This is a genomic window from Celeribacter sp. PS-C1 (assembly GCF_019429625.1).
In the GTDB taxonomy this organism is placed as follows: domain Bacteria; phylum Pseudomonadota; class Alphaproteobacteria; order Rhodobacterales; family Rhodobacteraceae; genus Celeribacter.
Map to the genome: position 1 here is coordinate 306,740 of NZ_JAHXRW010000002.1, position 24,096 is coordinate 330,835.

The 24,096-nt window shown below is 59.0% G+C and carries 23 protein-coding genes and 4 pseudogenes; 12 read left to right on the forward strand and 15 right to left on the reverse strand.

Going from position 1 to position 24,096, the window contains the following annotated elements:
• Positions 1–112 precede the first annotated feature (112 nt).
• Positions 113–869 (forward strand): annotated as a pseudogene (locus J5Y17_RS19140) (IS5 family transposase).
• A gap of 383 nt (positions 870–1,252) precedes the next feature.
• Here J5Y17_RS19140 and J5Y17_RS04115 read toward each other — a convergent pair.
• Entirely contained in the window at positions 1,253–2,179 is a 927-nt protein-coding gene (locus J5Y17_RS04115) for a LysR substrate-binding domain-containing protein (RefSeq protein ID WP_219783931.1), read from the reverse strand.
• A gap of 90 nt (positions 2,180–2,269) precedes the next feature.
• Here J5Y17_RS04115 and J5Y17_RS04120 point away from each other — a divergent pair, with 90 nt between their 5' ends.
• From J5Y17_RS04120 to J5Y17_RS04135, 4 genes are read left to right on the forward strand one after another with little or no spacing between them, the layout of a single operon-like run.
• Complete coding sequence (locus J5Y17_RS04120) at positions 2,270–3,262, forward strand: TIGR03571 family LLM class oxidoreductase (RefSeq protein WP_219783932.1); 993 nt, start codon at positions 2,270–2,272, stop codon at positions 3,260–3,262.
• Position 3,263: 1 nt separating this feature from the next.
• Positions 3,264–4,382, forward strand: a complete 1,119-nt coding sequence (locus tag J5Y17_RS04125; RefSeq protein ID WP_219783933.1) for an alkene reductase — start codon at positions 3,264–3,266, stop codon at positions 4,380–4,382.
• The gene (locus J5Y17_RS04130; protein ID WP_219783934.1) at positions 4,375–4,866 is read left to right on the forward strand and encodes a nuclear transport factor 2 family protein; all 492 of its coding nucleotides are present in this window, start codon (positions 4,375–4,377) and stop codon (positions 4,864–4,866) included. The genes J5Y17_RS04125 and J5Y17_RS04130 overlap by 8 nt, the downstream gene beginning before the upstream one ends.
• Positions 4,867–4,870: 4 nt before the next feature.
• Positions 4,871–5,824, forward strand: a complete 954-nt coding sequence (locus J5Y17_RS04135) for a TIGR03571 family LLM class oxidoreductase (RefSeq protein ID WP_219783935.1) — start codon at positions 4,871–4,873, stop codon at positions 5,822–5,824.
• A gap of 16 nt (positions 5,825–5,840) precedes the next feature.
• Here the strand turns inward: J5Y17_RS04135 and J5Y17_RS04140 are convergent, their stop codons facing one another.
• The 7 genes from J5Y17_RS04140 to J5Y17_RS04170 are packed head-to-tail and all read right to left on the reverse strand — an operon-like array spanning position 5,841 to position 9,598.
• Entirely contained in the window at positions 5,841–6,296 is a 456-nt protein-coding gene (locus J5Y17_RS04140; RefSeq protein ID WP_219783936.1) for a cytochrome c, read from the reverse strand.
• Between the two features lie 24 nt (positions 6,297–6,320).
• Positions 6,321–6,770 carry a cytochrome c gene (locus J5Y17_RS04145; RefSeq protein WP_219783937.1) on the reverse strand — a complete coding sequence of 150 codons (450 nt, stop codon included), beginning with the start codon at positions 6,768–6,770 and terminating at the stop codon, positions 6,321–6,323.
• A 6-nt stretch (positions 6,771–6,776) separates the two neighbouring features.
• On the reverse strand, positions 6,777–7,298 hold the full coding sequence (locus J5Y17_RS04150; protein ID WP_219783938.1) for a methylamine dehydrogenase light chain: 522 nt from the start codon (positions 7,296–7,298) through the stop codon (positions 6,777–6,779).
• Positions 7,299–7,300: 2 nt separating this feature from the next.
• Positions 7,301–7,918, reverse strand: a complete 618-nt coding sequence (locus J5Y17_RS04155) for a redoxin family protein (protein ID WP_219783939.1) — start codon at positions 7,916–7,918, stop codon at positions 7,301–7,303.
• A 16-nt stretch (positions 7,919–7,934) separates the two neighbouring features.
• Complete coding sequence (locus J5Y17_RS04160; protein WP_219783940.1) at positions 7,935–8,462, reverse strand: MauE/DoxX family redox-associated membrane protein; 528 nt, start codon at positions 8,460–8,462, stop codon at positions 7,935–7,937.
• The gene (locus tag J5Y17_RS04165) at positions 8,462–9,373 is read right to left on the reverse strand and encodes an amine dehydrogenase large subunit (RefSeq protein ID WP_219783941.1); all 912 of its coding nucleotides are present in this window, start codon (positions 9,371–9,373) and stop codon (positions 8,462–8,464) included. Before J5Y17_RS04165 ends, J5Y17_RS04160 begins: the two co-directional genes overlap by 1 nt.
• The gene (locus J5Y17_RS04170; RefSeq protein WP_219783942.1) at positions 9,374–9,598 is read right to left on the reverse strand and encodes a hypothetical protein; all 225 of its coding nucleotides are present in this window, start codon (positions 9,596–9,598) and stop codon (positions 9,374–9,376) included. It abuts the gene before it with no gap.
• 195 nt (positions 9,599–9,793) lie between these two features.
• Here J5Y17_RS04170 and J5Y17_RS04175 point away from each other — a divergent pair, with 195 nt between their 5' ends.
• Entirely contained in the window at positions 9,794–10,717 is a 924-nt protein-coding gene (locus J5Y17_RS04175; RefSeq protein WP_219783943.1) for a helix-turn-helix domain-containing protein, read from the forward strand.
• A gap of 355 nt (positions 10,718–11,072) precedes the next feature.
• Here the strand turns inward: J5Y17_RS04175 and J5Y17_RS04180 are convergent, their stop codons facing one another.
• Positions 11,073–11,354, reverse strand: coding sequence for a hypothetical protein (locus J5Y17_RS04180; RefSeq protein WP_370628860.1), 282 nt, complete (start codon positions 11,352–11,354; stop codon positions 11,073–11,075).
• 30 nt (positions 11,355–11,384) lie between these two features.
• Entirely contained in the window at positions 11,385–12,119 is a 735-nt protein-coding gene (locus J5Y17_RS04185; protein WP_370628853.1) for a TetR/AcrR family transcriptional regulator, read from the reverse strand.
• A gap of 69 nt (positions 12,120–12,188) precedes the next feature.
• On the opposite strand from J5Y17_RS04185, the gene J5Y17_RS04190 reads away from it, so the two are divergent.
• Together J5Y17_RS04190 and J5Y17_RS04195 are read left to right on the forward strand one after the other, a co-directional pair.
• Positions 12,189–14,240: an NADH:flavin oxidoreductase gene (locus tag J5Y17_RS04190; RefSeq protein WP_219783945.1), complete on the forward strand. Its 2,052-nt coding sequence runs from the start codon at positions 12,189–12,191 to the stop codon at positions 14,238–14,240.
• Position 14,241: 1 nt separating this feature from the next.
• Positions 14,242–14,730 (forward strand): annotated as a pseudogene (locus J5Y17_RS04195) (proline racemase family protein); the annotation flags it as partial.
• Positions 14,731–14,756: 26 nt separating this feature from the next.
• Here J5Y17_RS04195 and J5Y17_RS04200 read toward each other — a convergent pair.
• Positions 14,757–15,062: pseudogene (locus J5Y17_RS04200) on the reverse strand (transposase); the annotation flags it as partial.
• Positions 15,063–15,257, reverse strand: coding sequence for a hypothetical protein (locus tag J5Y17_RS04205; RefSeq protein WP_219783947.1), 195 nt, complete (start codon positions 15,255–15,257; stop codon positions 15,063–15,065).
• A gap of 368 nt (positions 15,258–15,625) precedes the next feature.
• On the opposite strand from J5Y17_RS04205, the gene J5Y17_RS04210 reads away from it, so the two are divergent.
• From J5Y17_RS04210 to J5Y17_RS04225, 4 genes are all read left to right on the forward strand, one after another.
• Positions 15,626–16,588 carry an ABC transporter substrate-binding protein gene (locus J5Y17_RS04210; protein WP_219783948.1) on the forward strand — a complete coding sequence of 321 codons (963 nt, stop codon included), beginning with the start codon at positions 15,626–15,628 and terminating at the stop codon, positions 16,586–16,588.
• A gap of 72 nt (positions 16,589–16,660) precedes the next feature.
• Positions 16,661–17,407 (forward strand): ABC transporter permease, encoded by a 747-nt coding sequence (locus J5Y17_RS04215; protein WP_219783949.1) that lies wholly within the window; start codon positions 16,661–16,663, stop codon positions 17,405–17,407.
• Positions 17,408–17,411: 4 nt separating this feature from the next.
• On the forward strand, positions 17,412–18,188 hold the full coding sequence (locus J5Y17_RS04220; RefSeq protein WP_219783950.1) for an ABC transporter ATP-binding protein: 777 nt from the start codon (positions 17,412–17,414) through the stop codon (positions 18,186–18,188).
• Positions 18,185–18,985: an ABC transporter permease gene (locus tag J5Y17_RS04225; RefSeq protein ID WP_219783951.1), complete on the forward strand. Its 801-nt coding sequence runs from the start codon at positions 18,185–18,187 to the stop codon at positions 18,983–18,985. The genes J5Y17_RS04220 and J5Y17_RS04225 overlap by 4 nt, the downstream gene beginning before the upstream one ends.
• A gap of 43 nt (positions 18,986–19,028) precedes the next feature.
• Here J5Y17_RS04225 and hpaR read toward each other — a convergent pair whose 3' ends face one another.
• From hpaR to J5Y17_RS04240, 3 genes and pseudogenes are all read right to left on the reverse strand, one after another.
• Entirely contained in the window at positions 19,029–19,496 is a 468-nt protein-coding gene (gene hpaR, locus J5Y17_RS04230; protein ID WP_219783952.1) for a homoprotocatechuate degradation operon regulator HpaR, read from the reverse strand.
• A gap of 182 nt (positions 19,497–19,678) precedes the next feature.
• Positions 19,679–20,377 (reverse strand): annotated as a pseudogene (locus J5Y17_RS04235) (tyrosine-type recombinase/integrase); the annotation flags it as partial.
• Positions 20,378–20,984: 607 nt separating this feature from the next.
• Positions 20,985–23,780, reverse strand: a complete 2,796-nt coding sequence (locus tag J5Y17_RS04240) for an Ig-like domain-containing protein (RefSeq protein ID WP_219783953.1) — start codon at positions 23,778–23,780, stop codon at positions 20,985–20,987.
• Positions 23,781–24,096: the final 316 nt, after the last annotated feature.

A 24,096-nucleotide genomic window follows, 5' to 3' on the forward strand; every position in this document is an offset into this window, starting at 1 on the left:
TAGCGAACCGCTTGCAAGGAAAGCTTGTTTTCGTTGCTTGGCCTGCTCAGCTGGAGGGGCTAGGTCGTGTTGACAAAAGGGATTCTCATCATGCTTCAAGCTGGCATCTGCGATGGAGGCCAGTTCGGCGCGAGACCTTATGGCGGAAGAGGAATGGGCGTTCTTTGAGCGCTTCATCCTCGCCGTTCGCGCCCCGAACGGGCGCAATCGCACCAACCACCGCGTCGTTCTTGACGGCATATTCTGGATCGCACGCACCGGGGCTCCATGGCGCGATCTGCCCGGGGCGTTTGGCAAATGGTCGAGCGTCTATCGGCAATTCCGGCGCCGTACGTTAGCCGGGCTTTGGGAGGACATCATGGGGATGCCCTGAACCAAAGCGGGGCCGTGCCAGGCGCCCTGAAGATGATCGACAGCACGGTGATCCTCGCCCACCATCAGGCCTCGGGCGCTAAAGGGGGACTCCACGACCAAGATTCGGCCGTTCTCGAGGTGGTTTTACGACCAAGATCTACCTTCTCGTCAACGCAAACGGGCTTCCCATAAGGACAGAGATCACGCTGGGACAGACGTCGGACTATTTCGGATTCGACCTGATGATGGTGGATAATCTGCCCCGCCCGAGCGTGCTGCTCGGTGATCGCGGCAACGATGCTGACTGGTTCCGAGAGGCGTTGCAAGACAAGGGCATACGCGCCTGCATCCCCGGCCGAAAACAACGGAAGACGCCCGTCAAATACGACAGGCGACGTTACAAGCATAGCAACCGGATCGAGATCATGTTCGGAAGGCTTAAGGACTGGAGGCGCGTCGCGATCCGCTATGGCCGATGCCCAAAGGTCTTACTCTCGGCTACCGTCATCTATTAGTTATAAAGCCTGACCCTAGTCGAATGACTGGTTCAGGGAGATCGGACGCAGAGATACTAAGGCCCAATATGGGCAGGAAGGACTAGGGAACACAAGCGGAGACCGTAAACATGTTGCGTCTGCTGTCGACGCTCACCGGCCGCCCTGGTCCATTGCTCGACGGGCCGCTCCCTGCGTATTTCAGCCGTTCGTTCGGAGTGCGGCGAAAGCCCGCTTTCCGCCAAATTTGACGAGCATAACTAACGACCCTAATCGGCCATTCACGCCATACGCAGCAGGTGAATAGTCCCGGCCCCCAAAGCTTACCTTCGACCCGAAAGAGGCGAAGCCTCACTCTAGCCCGGGCTTTCCATCTCGCCTGCGTACAACGAGCGTGATTATTACTACAACCAATACCCTGCCTCCGCGCGCGATGAATCTGCAACCAACGCATCAATCAGGGCTCGCTGAGCGGGTTTGAGGTAGCGCGAGCGTGGCCAGACGGCGTGGATCGGCATTTCCGCCCCTGAAAATGTTTCCAGCACCGGAACCAGAGCGCCGGTGCTGAGTGCGCTGCTGACCAGCCAGGTTGGAAGTTGCGACAGGCCTGCACCTGCCAGCGTTGCCTCCAGCATCGCGTCACCATCGCTGAATTCATGACGTGCCCGGATCAGCTGGGCGGTCAATGTGCCGTCGGGCTGACGCAGCAGCCATGACACGGGCACGGCTTCGCGCCGGGTGCCGATGATGCAATCCCGCTCCGTCAGTTCGGCGGCGGTTTGCGGCGCTCCGTGCCGGGCGAGGTAGGCAGGACTGGCACAGATCACCAGCCGTTGCCGCCCCAGTCTTCGCGCCACGAGGTCGGCGTCATCGCTTAGCGCCCCGATCCGCACCACAAGGTCCACGCCTGCGTCGATCAGGTTGATCCGCCGCTCGGTAAAGCTGACCGCGAGGTCGAGCGCGGGATGCGCCTGCGCCAGTTGCATCAGGACAGGCATCACATGCCGCCGTCCGAAGGCCGCAGGCAAGTGGATGTTCAGCCGCCCCGAGATTTTGCCGCTGCCCTCTGTGACCGAGTTCTCGAGCCCCTCGACATCGGATAGGATCGCCACCCAGCCATCGAAATAGCGCTGTCCCTCCGCGGTCAGGGACAGTCGTCTCGTGGTGCGGTGTAACAGTTGAGTGCCGAGCCGCGCCTCCAGTCGGGAGACGCTTTTGCCCACGGCCGATCCGGTGAGGCCGAGTACGAGACCTGCGGCGGTAAAAGAGCCGGTCCGCACGGCTTCGACAAACTCGCGCACCCCGGAAAAAGGATCGTCAGCATCACGCATTATGGAATCTCAGGACGGAATGAATGAAATTAAAAGCATATTATCATTTGAGAAGAGATCAATAGATTGCGGGTCTGAAAGGAAGGCCCGATGACACACCACAGCCTGCACACCGCAGACACAGCCACCGCAACGGCCCGCCACGCCGGGTTTCAGCGCTTGTTTGCGCCGGGTGAGATGACGCTCGGCCTGATCATGCCGCTTGAGACCTATCCGACCGTCGGCGTTCCGACAATGGCGGCGCATCTCGATCTCGCCCGCCATGCGGAAGACATCGGGATTTCCGCACTTTGGATGCGCGACATTCCCTTCTTTGACCCACAATATGGCGATGCGGGGCAGGTGTTCGAGCCCTTGACCTATATCGCCGTGCTGCTCAGCGTGACCAGAAAGATCGCGCTTGGCACCGCCGGGATCGTCCTGCCGTTTCGGGACCCGAACCTGCTGGCGCGTCAGGTCGCGAGCCTCGATCAGCTGTCGGGCGGGCGGATGCTGGCCGGGCTGTCCTCCGGTGACCGGCCAAAGGAATACCCGCTCTTCGACATCGACTTTGACAGCCGGGCAGAGCGGTTCCGCGAGGCCTATGATCTGTACCGCCAGTTCACCGAAACCCTTGCGCCTGCTTATGAGACAGAGCGTTTTGGCGCCTCTCCCGGTGGGTTCGACGTGTTGCCGAAACCGCCGCTGGGGCGGACGCCAGCCCTCGCCATTGGCCGCGCCGGGCAGGGCGTCGATTGGATCGGCGCCCAGATGGAAGGTCTCATCGTGCCAAGCCCCTCTGAGCCGGATTTGCCGCAGGCGGTCGCCGATTGGCGCGCGGCCAGCGGTGATGCGTTCAAACCCTATGGCATCGCGGGGTTCCTGCACCTGTCCTCTGATCGGGACCGTCCCTTCGAACGGGTCCGTGCCGGGTTCATGACCGGCAGCAAGGGGCTCGCTGATTTCATGGAGCGCGCCCGCGACGCCGGTGTGAACCACATCGCGCTCAACCCGCGCTTCACCACCCGCCCTATGACCGATGTGCTGGCCGACCTCGAACGCGATGTGCTGCCACGCTTCCCCTCCCTGACGGAAAGGACCTGAGATGTCCCAACTTTTTACCCCTTACGATCTCGCGGGGCTAACCCTGCCGAACCGCGTCGTGATGGCGCCGATGACCCGCTCCCGCGCGCTGACCGGCGTGCCGGATGAGCAAACAGCGCTCTATTATGCGCAACGCGCCAGTGCCGGGCTGTTGATCACCGAAGGCGCGCCCGTCAGCCAAGAAGGCAACGGCTATCTCTATACCCCCGGCATCTACACGGATGAGCAAGAGGCCGGTTGGGCCAAAGTCACCAAGGCGGTGCATGATCGTGGCGGGCGCATCTTTGTGCAGCTTTGGCACGTGGGGCGCGTGTCGCATGTTTCCCTGCAACCGGACGAGGCCGCGCCGGTATCGGCCAGTGCACTGCGTGGCGAAGGGGCGTTATCCTTTGCCATCGGCCCAGACGGCGCGCCGGGGCAGCAACCCGCCTCCACACCCCGCGCGCTGGAGACCGACGAGGTCGCGCGTGTCACAGCCGATTTCGTTGCCGCCGCCAAACGCGCAATCCGCGCGGGCTTTGACGGCGTCGAAATTCACGGCGCCAACAGCTACCTGTTCGAACAGTTCCTGAATGCCGGTTCCAACCAGCGCGAGGACCGTTACGGCGGCAGCATCAAGAACCGGATGCGATTTCTGCTAGAGACCCTCGACGCCGTGGCCGCCGAGATCGGTATGGACCGCACTGGCGTCCGCATTTCACCGTTCGGGAGATTGTCCGGGATGTCGGCCTTTGAGGCTGAGGCAGAGACGTGGCTCGCCGTGGCCGAGGCGCTGGAAGATCGCCAACCGGCCTATGTCCACCTCAGCGATCAACTGACCATCGGAGGCGATGCTCTGCCGACAGGCTTTCCGTCGCAGTTCTGCAAGACCTTCACCGGCACGCTGATCGCGGCGGGCGGCTTTACGCAAGCCACAGGTGAACAGGCGCTCAAAGACGGTGCGCTGGACCTGATCGCTTTCGGCAAGCCCTTTATCGCCAACCCCGATCTGGTTGAGCGGATGCAGAATGGCGGGCCGATCAACACCGCCCCGCGCGCGGCCTTTTACGGCGGCACAGGTGCCGCCGGTTACACAGATTTCCCGACATGGGACCAAGAGAGAGACGAAACCAATGAATGACATGACCCCCCTGTCCGTGATGGACACCACCCGCGAGGACCGCATCACCGCGATGCTCGATCGTGACGACATCCGCACCCTGCGCCAACATTACAGCGCCCTTTTGGACGGCAACGAAGCCGACCGCTTGGGCGAGGTCTTCACCGATGACGCCGAAGTGGTCGTAACCGTCGGGTCGATGAAGGGGCTGGAGGAGATCAAGACGAGCCTCAGAGGCGCCTATCAGATGTTCGACAGCCGCAAGGCGGGGCACTTCCCCTTTGTCCACGCCATCGCCAACCATGAGATCACCCTGACCGGCCCGGATACTGCGACGGGAAGCTGCTATTTGTTAGACTTCGTCACGGATCGCCCCGGTCCACAGCATCCATTCCTGCTGCTCGGTCGCTATGTGGACGACTATGTCCGCGTGAACGGAGAATGGCGCATCTCCCGGTCAGAACTTGATGTGCTTTGGCCGCATGACGGCGCAGAGGAAGACTAATTTCATGCTGGACACAACTGCTTTGCCCCAAAGCTTCTCGCGGGTGTTCTGTGAGGGTCGACTTTCTGTTGGCCTGATCACCCCTCTGGAAGCCTATCCCGAAAGCCCGTTTCCGACGCTGAAGGATCATCAACAGGTTGCCAAACAGGCCGAAGACGCCGGCTTTGGCAGCATCTGGGTCCGTGATGTGCCATTTTATGATCCGAACTTCGGCGATGCCGCGCAGATGCTCGATCCTTTCGTCTACGCGGGTTACCTCGCTGCGGTGACCGAGCGGATCACCATTGGCACCACCGGCATCGTCTTGCCGCTGCGCGAGCCTGTGTCGGTCGCGAAACAGGCCTTGTCCGTGGACCGGCTGACCGAGGGGCGGTTCATCCTCGGGTTATCGACCGGTGATCGCCCGGTGGAATATCCGGCCTTCAACATCGATTTCGAGGACAGGGGAGAACGGTACCGCGAGGCGGTGGAGGTTATCCGCACCCTGTCGGAAACCCGTTTCCCCAAGGCGGAGACGCTGCGTTTCGGCACCTTCTCCGGCAATCTCGATATGCATCCGAAGCCGGTGCATGGCCGCCTGCCGATCATGGCCGTGGGGCGATCCCGTCAACCGATCGAATGGCTGGCGAAAAACGTCGATGCCTGGATCTGGGCGGTGGATGACGACACTGCGATCCGTGACATTTTGACCGCGCTCAGGGATGCGGCAGGAGAGGGGACGCCCCCGGCCTATGGCTATTCGACGTTCTTCGATCTCGATCCGAACCCGGACGCGCCCTACCAGCGGTTCTACAATGTGGTGCGGATCGGTCGAAAGGCATTGACTGAGCGGCTGTTGCACCACCGCGATCTGGGCGTGCGTCACATCGCGCTGAACCTGAAACCCTCGCAACGTGCCGCGCAATCGGTGATCGACGAGATGGGCAGCCATGTCCTACCCGCGCTGGAGGCTGCATGATGGTCAGTCACGCAGCTTATGGCCATGGATAATCTGCGACTTTCACACCCATTTCGGCGAGTTCATCCACCACGAGGCGACGGTAGGCCACCACGTCGGGCACCGGCTCGGCGCGGCGGCGGGTGACTTCGTCTTCGGTGAACGGGACCGCCGGAGCGCCGCTCTCGGTTTCGCCCCAGACATCGAGCACATAGTTCATCACTTCGGCGATCTCGCGATCATTGAGCGACGATCCGACCACACCGGGCACATGCATCATATAGGTGCGGCCCAAGTCGGTGCCCGCAATGTAGCCGACACTGTCCGGAAAGGCCGGGATGTCCCCCTCTGTCGTGCCCAAGCCCTCAAACCCGTGACAGCCCGCACAGCGCAGGATGTAGTTTGTGTGCGGGCTACGCGTGGGTTGATCGGCTGCCGCCAGCGTGGCTGGCAGCAGTGCGATCAAAACGCTCAGAGATCTCAAAAGAGGCATGCTCATTCCTTTCCGTCCAAGGGCTTAATCGACAGCGGGGCGCATGGCCCGCAGATCGGCATGAGAGGGACGCGCCTCTCGCGTGGCATCGAGAAGGGCCTGCGTCATGACGCCATCGGTCTCGCCGAGCGTTTGAAGCACCCAAGTGCCAATCTCCACCAGTTCCTCGTCAGTGGTGCTGGCCACTGGCGGCATGATCAGGCCGATGTACATCTGGCCCTGCACATCCAGTTTGCCAGCCATCCCTGACACCATCACACCGGCGAGATAGTCGGGCGCGGTGTCGCCCAGAGCCTGCCAAAAGGCAGTGCGGTTCAGCGGCGGGGCGAGGCCCGGATTGCCGATGCCGCCCGTGTTGTGGCAGGCGGCGCAGTGAATATCGAACAACTCCTCCGGCGTCTCGGCGGAGACCGGGAGGGCGAGGAGGGCCGTGGCAATCGCCACAGCCCCCGTGAGTGTCATCAAAAGGCGCACGTCAGATTACTCCGCCAGGCCCACAACTACGGAAACCGTGCAGTGGTAGCCTTTATCAGTGTTCGCCATGCACCAGTTGATGTCGTTGTAGAGCCCCATGCGATAGCCCGGACGCTCGCCTTCGGAGGTGTAACAGAAGGTTGCAGAATCCACCGACGGTTTGCCGCAACAGTCATTGTAGGCGACGAGGTAGTCCTTGCCGTCATCGGGGTTCGAACAGGTGCCGACCCAAGACACGGAGGAGGCAGACGAGCCCGGAGGACATTGCGTCAGAGAGCCGCCGGAAGTGGAGCAAAGGTTGCCATCGAGGGCACAATGACGCCAGTAGGAGCATTCGTCTTCCGGCAGCTCAGAGGCATTTGCACGACGGTCGAAGGGCAGGATCGGGGTTGCCACGGCGGCGCCCAGAACCGAAGCCCCGGCCTTTGCCATAAAGCTGCGGCGGCCAAGGTTGCGTGCGGCGGTGCGGGCACCGGTTTCAACGCTTTTGTCGAGGGTCTTGAGAAGTTTGTCGATCAGTCTGGTCATAATCAGATCCTTTCGGAGGAAAATTGAGTGGCGCCCATCTGGTGGGCGACCGCAGCCTGGTAAGAGGGGATGCCGGTCTCGGAGGCGGTGAACAGGCTTTCGAGCTGTTCACGGGAGTTTACGAGCCCCTTGGCGCGCACCTTGCCGTCTGGCCCGATGAGCACGGCAAAGGGCAGTTTTGCGACCTTGAAGGTCATGCCGAGGTCGGAGGACAGCGCATAGGGGAAGCTTTGCAGATGCTCCGCCTCGATGAGCCGACGATGCGCCGCTTCGCGCCCGTCGGAGGCCAGCGCGACATCGAGCCAGCCATGTTCATCGTCCCGTATCGATTTGATCGCGGGCAAGAGCGCCTTGCAGATCGGACAGGTGGTGGAGAGGAAGAACACAAGCTGCGCCCGTCCTTCCGGTCCGCCCAGTGCAAATTCCGACCCGTTGAGATTGGGCAGGGTCATCTGCGGCACGGTTTCGCCAATGTCCGGTCCACTGTCCGAAATCATCGCGCCGACCGGAGAGACCCGTTCGAACAGGATGCCGATCTGGCGGGCGAGCGCGAAGATGATCGCGATCTGCACCAGCACGACAACCCACAGGGCGATGTTGGAAAAGATAAGTATATTCATAGTGTTCTGTCCTCTCTCATCCGGCCTGCCGGATGTGGGGGAGATGGGAGGCGAGTTTTTCCGCCACGCCGTAGATGGCGAAAAGTGTGATCCCGGCGGTGATCGCCATGATCGCCCCCATCGCACCGACCGGCCCGGTGGTGATCATCGCGACGGTCAACGCCATGACGGTCAAAACGGCATTGCGCCCGAGGGTGAGGCCGGAGACGATCTGCGGCGTGCCACCGCAGCCACAGTCGATCTCCGTCTGCCCCCGAAGCAAAGCCGCCGCCATCAAAGCGCCGTAGCCCAGGAACAAACCCGCTGCCATCAGCCCGCCGAAGGGGCGGGTGAAGGGGAGCAGGAGTGCGAGAACGGTGAGGGCCTCGGCCCCCATCAGTCCGCGCACGATCAAGGGCACCATATGACGCGGCACAAGCCCATAGCCCTGCGCAAATCCCACCGTTTCATAATAGGCCTGCCACTTGTGCCAGGCCGCGCGCGCCAAGACGAGCACGAGAAAGCTCGTCAGGGTTGCAGAGGTGAGGTGCGACAGGTCTCCCATCAGCGATCCAGCTCCATGACGGTCGGCCAACCGGCGATGTTGAACTCTTCGGCCACCTCAAGGAAAACCTCGTCGCTCATCTCGACGGAGTAGAGATAGACTTCGCCTTCCTCATTGGCGCCGTAAAGCATCGGCTCTTCGGTCTGGGTCACCATCAGCCCGTTTTCGTGATGCGCGGCGGCGCGTCCGACAACGGTTTTGCTGTCCATATCCACGGCCCAGATTTGCTCGGCCCCGTTTTTGTGCGACCCGTCATAGGACCCGGAGTGCATCAGCACGAAAGCGGTGTTGGTCGGCGCGTTATAGGCGATCAACTCAGAGCCGGACGGCGCCCATTTGCCCAGAACGCCTTCGGTCAGGGCGATGGTCTCGGACAGGACCGGCACCTCACCACTGTCATCAACGACATAGAGATTGCCGTTATAGGACACGTAAACGAGGGTGTCGCCCACGCGCACGCCATTGGTGAAGAGCGCGTCGTCATCGACGTCAAAGATCTTCTCCGACTTGCCCGGATCGCCAAAGGTGCCATCGGCGGCATAAGAATAGGTCTGGAAGGTGCCGTCGCCACAGATCGTGGTGAATTTCATGCCAGAGGTCGAGGGAAAGATGCCCCAGCAGCCCGGCGTTGGAATTTCGGCCAAGGCGCTTCCGGCGGCGATGTCAATCACCGACACGGAGGTCGCCGGCGTCGCGTTCTGAGCAAGCGCATAGGCCTCATCAGAGGATAGCGCGAGCAGCGCCGGCTGGCTTTCCACATGGGCCATTTTATCGCCGAACTCGAATTCGCTTTTGATCTTGAGCGTGTCAACGTCCCAAGTGTGGAAGACGTTGGTGATCGGGCCATAGGTGTAGCGTTCGAAATAGACCGAAGTGGTGTACATCGTCTTGCCATCGGCAGAGAGCACCATCTATGCGGTGGTGCCCGGGCCCATGTTGCCCTTCATCGCAAAGTCTTCGGCGCCCAACACGTTGATCGAGGACGGGCCTTTCCACTCCTGAGAAAGCACGAACAGGTTCGGGCCTTCGTCGATCGTTTCCTTGACGGTGAGGGTTTCGGGTTCAATAGCGTCTTGTGCGAAAGCCGGTCCGGTCAGCGCAGCAAGCGCCACAAAAGCGGCGGTTGTAGATTTCATCATCTGTCTCCTGGTGATGGTCTCGCGATCAGCTTAGGCGCTGGCGGTCAGTCCGCGCTATCCGCTTTGCTCCGGCTATTTCGCTCATAAAATATGCGGCACGTGAATCTCGCTCTTTTAGGGCCCGACAAACTTGACGCGCCCCATTCAAATGCGTCTTGAAGGAAGAAAAACATTCAATATCGGACGCTTACTATGCACACATGCCTCAAGGCCAAGACACTCGTGAAAGAGGTGCAGTATGACAACTTCGTCGATCAAGAGCGTGGTCTCGACGGTTGGAAACAGCTCTATCGGCAATTGTCTCCAGGGGCATTCGAGGGGCACATCGCGGCATTGGAATGGGATGAAATCTCGCTCTACCGCGAGACAGTGAACCAAAAGATGGAGAATTTCTATCGCGTCCCCGAAGGCTCCATCTGCGTCGGGTTTTCGCTTGGAAGGCGGCTTTCCATGGCTGGACAGGCCAATGCGATTGGTGCGGGGACCGGCATGATCCATGTCGCAGAAGAAGAGTATCACATCTTTACCGACAGCCATGCGGATTACATTATGCTCACCCTGCCCGAATACGCCCTGTCGGAAGAGATCGCACGAGGATCAAACCCTATTCCTCCGCAGGCAAACCATGGCATCGCGGACTGGATGTTGACGCTGATCGAGAGTGCGCGCCATGGTCTCGCACAACAACCCGTTCTGGATCTGGCGCCGGATCTCTTGATCGACCGCATTTCGCTATGGGCGCGTGACGCCACGCGACACCGCCTGCGCAAATCCCCACGCGGGTTGATGTCGGATATTCTGGCGGCTTGCGACTCGCTTCCGTTCGAAAAGCTCAGCGTCAGCCATTTGTCAAAACTGTTGGACCGGGACAGGATGCTCCTTCGCGCCTGCTGTTTGGAACGGACGGGGATGACGCTTGACGACTTGCTCAAAGGTCGCCGTCTGAGCGAAGTGCATCGTCGCCTCCGCTTGTCAGACCCGCGCGATACAAAAGTGTCGGATGTGAGTATGGAGTTCGGCTATTATCATTGGGGAAGGTTCTCCCAGACCTATCGTGCCATGTTTGGCGAACGCCCCTCTGACACACTGCGCCGTGACGCGCCCAAACTTTGCTGAGACTGGGGTATCAGATCACCTGTCCAGATGAGATGCACGCACAGGCATAGCGCGGATATAGGTGGGCAACGGAACGAAGATCAGGACGTTTCCTGCTGGGGCAGGCGGCGCTCAGGGCGTGGCCGGGAAACCGAGCCTAACATACACGCGGCAAATAGCCGTATCTTCCACCTTTGACTATCGCATGGGCCCGAGCGTCCGGTTCCTCTCGCTCGACAAGACACCGACTCTGTCCGACGCTTAGGCGATTTTTGCGCCCTCATGAGCCGCGAACCGTGTGCTGGCTCTGCGCAATGCAGTCGTTTGCGCTCTGAGCAGCGAATGTCCGGTTTGCCGCCCAAATTGACGAACACAACTAACGGTACATACATATAAGCCGACTGTCGAGGATGGCCTCCAACCGACCATTCTGAGGCTCGAATATCAGCATCGCGCCCTGCGCCGTCGGCAGGCCCGCGTCCGGATTTTCGCCGAAGACAGTTCCGGATTTCACGCCATACGCCAAGCCGTCGATATAGGTCCCGAGACTGAGCAAAGTTCCGTCCGCCGGACCCAGAAAAATGCCAGCGATCTGTGCACGTTGCAACATATGACCATGGCGTAGCGCCTCGACGGCATCAGCCCAAGATCTGGTGATCGATCATATCGTCGTAGCTGCGGTGACGCGTCATTGCTTGTCCTTCCTGGCCCGTTCTTCATCAGTCGGTAGCCCTGCCTTGAAACGTGCCATCTCCCGCGAGGTAGGCGGCGTTCCGCAGAAAGTCTGCACATAGGCGGGCACGCGACCCACACGCGTTACCTGGTCCTCGGACACCTGTAGCGCGATGTAGCCGATTTGGGTCAGATAGACGGTGTTCGCCCGCACGTCGGCCTCTTCGGCATCAAAGCCAAAACGCGTGAATAGACCGCGGATTGCGTCCAGCCGCCCTACGTCAGCCCGCTGTAGACGCGCCTTCACTTCCGGAACGCCCTGAGCCCATGCGCGCACTGCGAAATCCATCTCGGGGTCGAATTTATTGCGGTGATGATAAACTGATATCAGGTTCAGAAGACCTTCTGCGATGGTTTCAGCATAGGCAGAGCAGGCGGTGATGAAAGCGCCGGTGTTTCGGGCTTCCCAATCATCCAATAGCGCCTCAAGCAGCGCGGTCCGGTCCTTGAAGAACCAATAGAAACTTGTCCGGGAGATAGCTAGGCGCGCAGCCAAAGGCTGGATTTTAACCGCGTCTACCCCGCTTTCGATCAACACCTGCCGTGCAGCGTCCAGCCAAACCTCGCGTGATCCGCGCCAGCCCGTGCTCTTATCAGAGGTGTCGGTCCCAGTATTGATAGAAGGGATTTTTTTCGTGGTCATGTCACGTTGATAGAGCCCCTCAAAGCATCCGGCAAGAAAAATGTTCATAGAAGAACCCATACTTGACATAAGTGAACATTTTGGATTTCCCTACGGCAACACTCGGAGACTCATCTTATGTTCAAACCGTCAAAAGACCCGCTCTTGCAGCCTTTTCAGCTGAAGCACCTGACGCTGAAAAATCGCATCATGACCACCAGTCATGAACCGGCTTATCCAGAGGATGGGATGCCCAAGGCACGGTATGTCGCCTATCATGCGGAACGGGCGAAGGCGGGCGTTGCGCTGGCGATGACGGCAGGATCGGCCGCGGTGTCGAAGGACAGCCCGCCAGTATTCAATAACATCCTGGCCTGGCGCGATGATGTGGTGCCACACATCCGCAACCTGACCGACGCGTGCCACGATCACGGCTGCGCGGTCATGATCCAGCTGACGCACCTTGGTCGGCGCACGACCTGGAACAAGGGGCACTGGCTGCCTTCCGTTTCCTCCTCAAAGCACCGTGAACCGGCCCACAAGGCCTTTCCAAAGCTGGCCGAGGATTGGGACATCACCCGGATCATCCGCGACTTCGCCGACGCGACCGAGCGGATGAAAGAGGGCGGCATGGACGGAATCGAATTGCAGGTCTACGGCCACTTGCTGGATCAGTTCTGGTCGCCCTTGTCGAATGATCTGGACGGTCCCTATGGCGGACAGACTCTTGAGACGCGGATGCAGCTTTTGAACGACGTGCTGACGGGTATTCGCCAACGGGTCGGCGATGAGTTCATCGTCGGTGTGCGCTATACGGCCGATGAGATTGAAGCCGGCGGGATTACTGCCGAAGAGGGCATCGAGATTTCGAAGCGCCTTGCAGCCTCTGGCATGGTTGACTTCCTTAACGTGGTCAAGGGCCGCATCCACACGGACCCCGCGATGACCGACATGATCCCAGTGCAGGGTATGAGGAACGCCCCGCACCTCGATTTTGCCGGCGCAGTGAAGGCGGCAACGGGGATGCCCACTTTCCATGCCGCCAAGATTCCGGATGTGGCCACTGCCCGGCATGCCGTGAGCGCCGGACTTCTGGACATGGTCGGGATGACCCGTGCGCATATGGCCGATCCGCATGTAGTGAAGAAAATCATGGAGGGGCGGGAAGGCGATATCCGACCCTGCGTCGGCGCCACCTATTGCTTGGACAGGATCTATGCCGCCGGAGAAGCGTTGTGCATCCACAACGCCGCTACTGGCCGCGAATTGACCATGCCGCATGTAACACCCCCCGCCTTGGATCGGCGAAAGGTTGTCATCGTCGGGGCCGGCCCCGCCGGGCTCGAAGCCGCGCGCGTGGCGGCCGAACGGGGGCATCACGTTACCGTCTTCGAGGCCCAGCCCGATCCCGGTGGTCAAATCCGCCTGACAGCCCTGAATGACCGCAGGCGCGAGATGATTTCGATTATCGACTGGCGCATGGCCCAATGCGCCGCCCGCGACGTGGAGTTCCGCTTCAACACCTGGGCTGAGGCCGAGGACGTGCTGGCGCTGAACCCCGACGTGGTTATCGTCGCGACTGGAGGGATGCCAAACATTGAGCTGTTTGAGGGCGATGAGCCGGGGCACGTAGTTAGCGCTTGGGATGTGATCGCTGGGGATGTGAAACCGGCGAAAGAGGTGTTGATCTACGACGAAAGCGGCGATCACCCCGCGCTGATGGCGGCCGAAATCGCAGCTAAGGCTGGCGCCCATGTCGAGATCATGACTCCGGACCGCACATTCGCGCCTGACATCATGGCGATGAACCTTGTGCCCTATATGCGCACGCTTCAGGACAAGGATGTGACTTTCACCGTCACGCGACGTCTCAAGGGCGTGGAAAAGGACGGCAACCGACTGAAAGCCCTGATCGGCACCGACTATAGCAGCCTCGTGACGGAGAAGTCTTTTGATCAGATCGTGGTGAATTATGGCACGATGCCACTGGCCGATATCTATTTCGATCTTAAGGACCGTTCCTCCAACCGCGGTGAGGTTGATCACGACGCCCTGATCGAAGGCCGTGCGCAAAATATCCGCAGTAATCCCGGCGGCAGCTTTCAGTTGTTCCGGATCGGTGATGCGGTCAGCGCCCGCAACATCCATGCCGCGATCTACGACGCGTTGCGACTGGTAAAGGATCTCTGACATGCGGTCTTTGAGAGCCATTCTTGTGATTTCGGCTCCTGCCGAAGGCGAAGTAGGGGATGTCATCGTCGGTGGCGTGCTGCCGCCTCCGGGTGAAACCTTCTGGGATCAAAGCCGCTAGATCGCTCAGGATCAGACCCTGCGCCACTTCGTGCTGAACGAACCGCGGGGCGGCGTCTTTCGCCATGTGAACCCTCTGGTGCCGCCGAGACATCTCTAGGCGCAGGCCGTGTTCATCATCATGGAGCCCGAGGACACCCTGCCCATGTCCGCCTCCAATTCAATCTGCGTGTCGACAGTGCTGCTGGATGTGGGGCTGGTGCCGATGGTGGAACCCGTGGCCGAGATGGTGCTGGAAGCCCAAGGCGGGCTTGTCCGCGTTCGGGCCGAGTGTAAGAACGGCAAGGCTGAGCGGATTTTCGTTCAGAGCGTGCCGTCCTTTCCCGGGGCTCTGGAGCGTGCGCTCGAACTTGAAGGTGTCGGCACGCTGGCACGCTGGCCGTGGAAACCGTCGGTGAATTCTTCGAGATAGATGGCTTCCTGCTTCAAGGAGCGCCAAAGCCGCTCAATAAAGATGTTGTCGAGATAGCGACCGCGCCCATCCATCGAGATACGCACATCGGCGTCGGTCAGGGTGGTAATCCATGCCGATCCAGTAAATAGCGAGCCCTGATCCGTGTTCATGATCTCGGGCGGACCATGTTTGGCGATAGCTTTGCTCAGAGCCTCGACGCAAAAGTCAGCATGCATCGTATTCGACAGGCGCCAGCTCAGCACCTTGCAGCTGTGCCAGTCCATGATCGCGACAAGATATAAGAAGCCTTAACGGCGCAGAAAGGCTGCGATCCGGCGGCTGCCGAAGAATGGGTATGTCGTGAACACCCGGTTGATCTCTTTCATAACCGCCAGCAAGTCTGAGCGGACCCGGACCGGCGCGTAATAGAACGCGGAGCGGTTGAGTTGTCCTAACTTACATTGCCGGCTGATGATCAGCTTGGGATGATCGCGCTGGATCATAGACCGTTTCTTTGCCGTTCTCGTATCCTTTCAAACGTTCGGGATACTCCTTAGCTCACTGTCCAATTTAATGGGACCACTTCAGTCTTCGATATATCCGGTTGGCCCGCCCGGAGCACCGATGCGCTCAAGTGCTCGCTGACTCGTCCTCAGATGAGCAAGCCGGCTCTCGCTTTAATCAGGGTGCGGTCTAAAGCTTTGACGCCGCAGGAAACTTTAAATTCTCGATATTTCTGTCTGTCTCGATTGACAGCGCGATCAGCATAAGCTTACCATGTTAAGTATTGGCGGGAGGAGCATAGGTCTCGATGCTGGAGGGCATCCAGACACATGTGTCGCCAATCGCGTAGTAAATCTGGGAGGAAAGTATGCGCACGAAATACCACACTACGAGTCTGTCTATTCCCTTGGCCTTGTCGCTTTTCGCGGCGCCTGCAGCAATGGCACAGGATATGGTCCTTGGCTTTGCCGGCGGTGCTGGCCCAACGGGCGTTCCGGCGATTCTGGCTTTGGAAAGTCTGCAGGAACAAGGCTTGTCCACGGAGGTCATCGAGTTCGATTCTCCGGATATTCTGACTCAAGCGCTGCTTAACGGGCAGGTGCAGATCGCCGTCATGGGACCGGCAACACTGTTCGCGGCGGATTTGGCCGGTGCCGACCTTCAGATGCTCGCCAAGAATAACCAAAACGATTACTTGATCATCGCCTCTCCCGAGGTTGAGAGCTGTGCTGATTTGGATGGCAAGACCGTCGCCTATCACAGCACCGGTTCAACGACGACCGCTCACCTTCTGACTTGGCTTCGGGAGACTTGCCCAGAAGCTGAGCCGAATTACATGGTTTTGTCGGGTTCCGCCAACCGTGTTGCCGCTCTTCTGAACGGTCAGATCGACGGCACGCTCGTCCGTCTCGAAGACTGGATGGCGATCACGCGTGGCGAAGACGACCGGGCTAAGGTTCTGACCATGCTGGTCGAGAGCCAAAGCGATCTGATCACCGGCGCCGTGGTCGGTAGTGCAGGTCAGATCGAAGGCTCGCGAGCGTTGATCGAGGATTTCCTCGACGAACTGGGCAACCAATTCCAGAACATCTATGCGGATCCGATCGCCTATTCTTCCCTTGCCGTGGACTATCTCCCGGAGATGGAACTGGCCGATGTTGAAGCGGTCTACAGCCATTTCGCCGAGACCAAGATGTTCCCGCTCTCCGAAGCGCTGTCGCCTGAGAGCATCGAAGCCACACTTCAGTTCTACACGGATGCAGGCCGGATTGAACAGGGCGCGCTGAGTGTGGATCAGGTCGCCAACTTCACCTTCGGTGGCGGTGAATAAGTTATGACGGCCAACGTCTTACAAAAGGGGCATGCCACTTCAGTGCGGCATGTTCTCGAACTGCGTCGCCCAATGTCTGCATGGCAGGCCTCGGTGGCGCGTCTTGTGGCTTTCATAATCTTTGCCGGCCTCTGGGAGTGGGGCGCGACATCGGCAAACTCGATCCTCATCCCGACTTTCACGGAAACGGCAAAGGCGCTGTTTGAAACCATGTTCGTGACAGGCGATGTCTGGCCCGCGCTTTGGATCAGCAACATTCCGATGTTGATCGGATACGGAATCTCCGTCGCCGTCTCCGTGCCACTTGGCCTTGCCATGGCGCGTTGGACGGTGGCCGACCGTATGCTGAACCCGATCACGGCCTTGATGCTGGCCCTGCCGATCGCGCCTCTGGTGCCGGTGGTTCTGGTGGCACTGGGGATGGGAATGACACCAAAAGTTGTCATCATCATCCTGTTCTCTTGGGTCTTCATCACCACCAACGTGCGCGCAGGCACCCGCCAAGTGGATCGTCATCTGGTGGAAATGGCGCGCAGTTTTGGCGCATCCGAGCGCGAGGTCTGGTTTCGTATCTTGATTCCGGGCGCGATCCCGGCGGTGTTTGCTGGACTTCGCATCGGTCTGGGGCGCGCATTTGCAGGCATGGTGATCGTTGAATTGATCATGCTTCCGGTCGGCATCGGCGCACAGCTCATGGATTATCGTGGAGATTTCAAAGCCGATCTTCTCTACGCAACCACAATCGTCGTCGTGATGGAGGCCGTGCTGCTGGCCATTGCGATGCAGGCGTTCGAACGCCACCTTATTAGATGGAAATAATCAGATGTCTTCGATCATTGATATTAAGGGCATGTCCCACGCATACGGCGGCGCAGGGGGAACTTTAGCCCTATCCGACGTGAATCTCGAAATCCGCAAGAATGAATTCGTCACTTTGCTGGGGCCGTCCGGCTGCGGCAAAACCACTTTGATGCGGGCCATCGGCGGCCTTGTGACGCCAACCTCCGGCAGCGTTCTGGTCAACGGAAAACAGGTGCGCGGTCCCAACCTCGATTGCGCCATCGTGTTCCAGAACTTTGCGCTGATGCCATGGGCCAGCGTGTTGCAGAATGTCGCTTTCGGTCTCGAAATGCGCGGCGTCGGCAAGGCTGAGCGCATGGAAAAGGCCCGCGAGGCGATCGCTCTGGTCGGTTTGAGAGGTTTTGAGGACAAATATCCTAAACAGCTTTCCGGCGGTATGCAGCAACGTGTTGGCTTGGCGCGCGCTTTGGTGGTTTCGACGCCGATCATGTTGATGGATGAACCCTTCGGTGCATTAGATCAGCAAACCCGCCGCTATATGCAGGAAGAGCTGCTCAACATCTGGCAACAGGATCAGCGCAGCGTCGTCTTTGTGACGCACGACATGGAAGAGGCCATCCTGCTCGCCGACCGCGTCGTGCTCATGTCGAACCGCCCGGGGCGCATCGAAGAGGTGCTGGACATCAATTTCGAACGCCCGCGCAACCCGGAAGAGGTGGAGCGAATGCCGGAATTCATCGAGCTCAAAGAATACCTCTGGAACCGTCTGCGCCAGATGCATGAGATGAGCGCCGCATGACCTCCGCTGTTCAAAAACGTCCGATCACAGGACCTGAGCCAACAGCGATTGAGCGTTGGCTGCGGGAGCTTTCGTCGAACTGGGGCGGCATCGCTTTGATCGCCCTGTTCTGGGAAATCGCCGGTCGGCTGCTCAATCAGCTTTGGCTGCCGCCCTTCTCAAAGGTCGTGGCCCGGTTGTGGGATTTGCTCACCGACGGCACGCTTGCGCCGCATATCCTGTCCAGCCTCACCGTTCTGGTCACGGGCTTTGCGATTGCCTTGGTCTTTGGGTTGATCATCGGCACGCTGATGGGGCTGTCCTCATGGGTCAATGCCGCGCTGGACATCTATGTGAACAGCTTTCTGTTCACACCCGGCCTGATCTTTGCGCCGATCCTCTTTGCGATCTTCGGCCTTTCGGATGCGACCCGTGTAAGCGTGGTGGTGATCTATGCGATGTTCATCATCATTATCAACACCGCCGCCGCCGTCCGGCATGTGGATCGCCCACTGTTGGAAATGGCCGCCTCTTATGGCGCCAGCCGCTGGACCGCTCTGGTGCGCATCGTTATGCCGGATGCTTTCCCTCTGATCATTGCCGGGATCCGCATGGGCGTCGGTCGTGCCGTCAAAGGGATGGTCAACGGCGAGATGTTCATCGCCCTCATCGGGATCGGTGGTCAGGCCGCCAAATTTGGCAAACAGTTCGACTTTACCTCTGTCTGGGCCATCTCCGTGTTCATCATGGTGATCGCCGTCATCATCAATCAGAGCGTCAGCCGGATTGAACAGCGTCTGACCCGCTGGGTGGGTTGAGGCGACAGGGCCGACCGGTTTGCCCCGGTCGGCCGCTACGACGTCAGTCGAGTTTCTTTAGAAGTACATTCAGATCCGTGAGCAGACCGGTCATCATGCTGCGCCCGAGCATCTCTTCGATTTCCAGATTTATAACATTGATCTGAGGGCTGATTTTTTCAATTAAATCAAAACCCTCAGGCGTCAAAGACACAAGGCGTCGCCGACCGTCACTTGCGTCTTTTTCCATCATGACGAGATTGCGGCTTTCCAAATTTTTTAGCATCCGGGTCAACGAGGGCGGCAGAATGCAGCCCATTTCTGCCAAGGTGGTGGCATCCGTGCAGCCTTCTTCACGCAAGATACGAATGACCCGCCATTGTTGCTCGGTGATCTCATGTGCATGCAGCACAGGCCGCAAGCGTTCCATCAACGCCTCGCGGGCGCGCAGTAGGACCATTGGCAACGTATTGCGTGTGTTCGCAAGGCCGTCTGCACTATGTTCAACGATTTCTTGCGTGGACTTATTCATAGAGGAACACCCTGCCTTCTGACTTAGTTTTTAGCTGGCGGAGCAGCTTAAAGACACAATTATTGATTGTAATAGTGCCAGCATACAAATTGTGGTGCGATGCTTTCTAGGTCGATCAGCAGACTTTGGTACATTTATGTGATGACGCGCTCTAACTGATTTTCACACTATGGAAAGGAAGCTCATCCAATTGAGCTGCATGATGCCTGCTTTGCGATGACAAAGGTCGTTGACGCCAAAGAACGCCTCGTCCCATGGCAAGCTCTGAAAATTGCGGGGTTCTCGTCTCCACAGCGAAACTCGGAAATCCGCCGCTTGCCCACTAAACGCGCGCCTCCGACTAAGGCGGGCCTCAAAAAACGAGCTATTCCGCGCCTAATTTTTTTCCTTCCACTTTTCCCATCGCCGCCGCTTCCGTATCCGGCGACTGTCGCCCATGATAAGACGTTTTCTATCCGCCCTCGAACACGGGCTGCGGTTTCCGTCTTCTCTTTCCAAATGGGTTCAAGGACACGCAGCACATCCTGCACAGTGATGTCGGACACATCTCTCCTCCCGAGAACGGGCACTGCATAGGTGTCGAGCGTCGAACGCCATTGCTTACGATGTTTTTCGTTCCGAAATTCGGACAGTTTTCCGGCAAGGTATTTCTCGACCGCGTCGCTGAAAGTCAGTCCTGCGCGCGCCTCACGCTTTTCGGCAAGAGGATCTCCTCCGAGCATGGCCTTGCCGCGGTTTTCGAGCGCCACCCGTCGCGCAGTCGCTAGAGTGACCGCAGGAGGGCTCCCCAACCCAAGCTCGCACCGCTTCCCGCGAATGGTAATGCGCTGCACCCACTGCTTTGAACCGCTTTGGGTCACGCGCAGGAATAGCCCCTGGCCATCGAAGTATTTTCCGGGTTCGGTGTCAGTTTATCCGAAACGCGCAGACAAGGCCCGCTCCGGTCTCCTGATATTTTGGTGAGGCATATAATCCCCCACTTAATCCCCCAATAATGTGTGGATTAAGTAGGAATGTGAGGGAATGCTACGCACAATGAAAGGCATCATTTTCCAGAAATTAAAGGAATATTTAGAATGATATGGAAGGCGCCGGAAATGAACTTGGCGGTCTGAGTCTCCGCCATTACCTATTGATTTGATTGGTTGTCCCTGTTTCAGGGAAGTTCCGGCAAAAAGGTCTCTTCGGTGTTTTGCCAATGAACAGGTGAGCTGTAACAATCGGGCGATACGTCACGCGAAGCCTGCGTTCCAGAGCGGACATTTACCTCTTTTTGGGGAACGGGCGCCGAGTTTTCGACGATGAGCCCTTTGTGAGCCTATGTCAGAAGCCGACATGTGAGACAGACCTGCGACTTTTAGAGATCCGGGTTCGCGCATGGTATAAATTTCATGCATGCCAGAGCGGGCAGTATCTCGCACCGCGCACAAGAACGCCCGCCAACCAGAGGTCAGCGGGCGTTGTTTTTTGCTTTCGAAACGGTTTCGATCAGAACGTAAAGGCGACCTCGAAGGACAGGCCGTAGCTGGACACATCCGTGTCGCCGCCGAGACCGTCGACAAAAGCCGCGCCGGACGTTCTCAGGCCGTTTCCTTTGTCGTAGCTCAGGCCGACGTCCACGCGGCCGCGATGCCCTTCCTCTTCCAAAATATAGGCGCTGGCGGCGCCGCTGCCCTTGGTGTGGCTGTAGATCCCGGAAATCCCGAAATCGAGCATCAGATCACCTTGGGGCACAAGGATCGGCACCTCGAAATCCAAGCCTGCGGCCAGCTCGGTGAGGGTCACTTTTTGCTCCGGAATGGCCGTGCCGTCACTCACATAGGCGTTCTGGGAGTCGCTGACGTGGCTCAGTGTCAGGTTGGGGATGAGGGTCCAGCCCTTGTCCATCTCGACGCGCCCCTGCGCCCCCAATGAGGCCAGCATACGGTCGCCCGTGAAGCTGCCGGTTTGACCGGAGGACAGGGTGATGTCGTTGTCGGTCTCGCCGAACAACAGCCGCCCATCGACAAAAAACGGATGATCGCCGATCTGCGAGGCAAAATACGGGCCGACGAGCCAGCCGGTGCCTTCAACCTTGGTCCCTTGCGTGTCCTCTTGTTCGGCCATGTCATATTGCACCATCGCGCCGATGATCGTGCCCGAAGACAGCTCCATGTGGTAGCCGAGAGACGCGAGGCCATAGCTCATCTCCTCGGTGTCGCTGTCCGACCAGGACCCGGACACCGCCATCCACAACGGACCGTTTCCGCGGGAACTGAGCGCGAACTCACCGCCACCGCGCGAGACGCTGACGGAGGCATTGCCCCCGTTCTGCCCGGTGACGAAACGGGACACGTCCGGCTGGTTCTGGATCAGGCTGCGCGCACGCGCTTGCAAGAAATTTGCAATCGCTTCGCTTTGATCCGCCGATGTGTCGAGCTGCGCCACGGCGGAGGCCGCCACGGAGGGCTCGCCTGTCATGTCACGCGCGGCGCCGTCCGCGACTGAGACGGTGACATCGCCGCGATCGTCCGGCGTGATGGTGGCCGAATAGACCGACCCGCTCCCTGTGAGCGCGCCCATCGTGGCGTTGGTGAGGGCAATATCGGAGGCCTCGAAACCAGTGACCGTCTCGGTAAAGGTAAAGGTCGCGACAAAGGTCTCGCCGCGTGTGATCGTTCCCGGAACGCCCGAGATTGTCAGGCTCGGCGCAACGCCGTCGGGCACCACAGAGATGATGTTCGAAGCTACGTTGCCATTGCCGGCATCGTCGAGCACCGTGCCTGCCCGCAGCTGAATCGACTGCGCAAAATCCGTCCCCGTAGCCTGAAGCGTGTAGCTGTCGCCGCTGCCGGACAGGGAAGAGAGATCGACATTCGTGGTTGAGAAGTCGCTAAGCTCCAGACCGGTAACATCCTCATTGAACGAGATCGTCACCGTGTAGGGCGTGCCCGGGAAATCCGGCGTTGCCGTCAATGTCGGTGCCGGGTCGGTCAGATCGGCGGTGTTGGTCGCAGCCGTCGCCGCCTCGTTGCCAAGCCCTGCCGTGTCCGTCACGCCATTCTCGGGGAAATTGACCGTCACGGTGCCATCTGTGTCAGGCGTGATGGTCGCCGTGTAAACGGTTGCGCTGGTTTGCTGCAAATTCGAGGCCGTGCCATTGCTGACCGCAATATTGCCCAAAGACACACCCGTCACCTCCTCGGAGAAGGTCATCGTCAGCGTGAAGGGCGCATTCACCAGACCGCTCGGCATATCGAGCGTCACTGTGGGACGGGTCACATCCGCCATGGTGCTCACCGTGTTGGAGGCAGTGTTGCCATTGCCCGCCGCATCCGTGGTTGCGCCTGCAGGGACCGACACGGTGACTGTGCCGTCGGCATCGGGAATAATTGTGAGTCTGAATTCCCGGTCGGAGAGGCGCGTGCCGTAAGAGACGCGACCATTCGTTACGACGAGATCAGCAAACGCAATTCCGGAAATGTCCTCATCGAAGGTGACGGTCACATTGAAGGGGCCGTTCACCTCAGGGGGGATCGCGGAGAGCACGGCGCTCGGCGCCGTCACATCCCGCGTGCCATCAAGTGTTGCGCCTGTGCCCGGATTACTGGCGCGGTCAACGGCGGCGGCATCCGCGACAGCGACCTGAAACGCACCTGCCGAGCTGAGGGTCAGATCGGCAGTATAGGTATCGCCGCTGCCGCTGAAGTTCGAGAAAGAGCCGGTGCCCGAGCTGAGGGTCAAATCGCTCACGTCGAAACCGGTCACGATTTCGGAAAAGGTGAAGGTGAGCGGGATCACGGAATTGTTGGTCGGGAAAGAGGATGAAGAGGTGATCGACAGAGTCGGGGCCACATTATCAATGTAGTAGCGCTCAGTGGCACCAATCACTGTGAAATCGGTCATGGCGTTGCCCGCCGTGTCGGTGATGGTGGCAGTGCTGCGTGGAGCAAGCCACACACTGCGTGTGCCGTTGGTCTCCGGATAACTAAACCTTACCATATACCGATAAGCGTTGGGTGAAACGCGAGATGCAGTATAGAATGTAATAGCGAGACCGCTAAGACTGGTGAAGACGTTAAAATCAGCAAGGTTTATGTCAGAGATGTCTTCGGTGAAGGTGATCTCCCATGTAAGTTCCGTGTCGTTGGTATATTCGTCCGAAGGATCATAGCGGGTGATCGACTGGATGCGTGGCGGCGTGGTGTCTGTCGCCTGCGCCTTGGCTGGCTCGCTGAGTGCTGTGACGAAACAGAGCGCGATTAACGCCCGTGAAATGTGTTTTAGAAAACTTCGTGCGGTCATTTTCTTACCCCATAAAACTGGGGCATGAAGAACAAACAACATACCCCAATGGTGACGCAATCCTTCGATCGCGTCGCATACATTGGGCCAGTTGCTTGCGACGGAAAGACGCAAAACCGCGTCTTCGGATCATCCCGAAAGCCGACATCTTACCGGTGAGGCCAGTTGCACCGGAGGTTCTCAAGCGCGTTCCTTGTTGCGAATTTCGGGACGCCTTGGAAGGCTACTTCTTGTTTTGAATGATAAATTCTCGCCAGTGCTGTTTTTGGGACACAGAGTCTCCGTCTTCGCAGATGCCGTTCAACGCGCCGGTGAC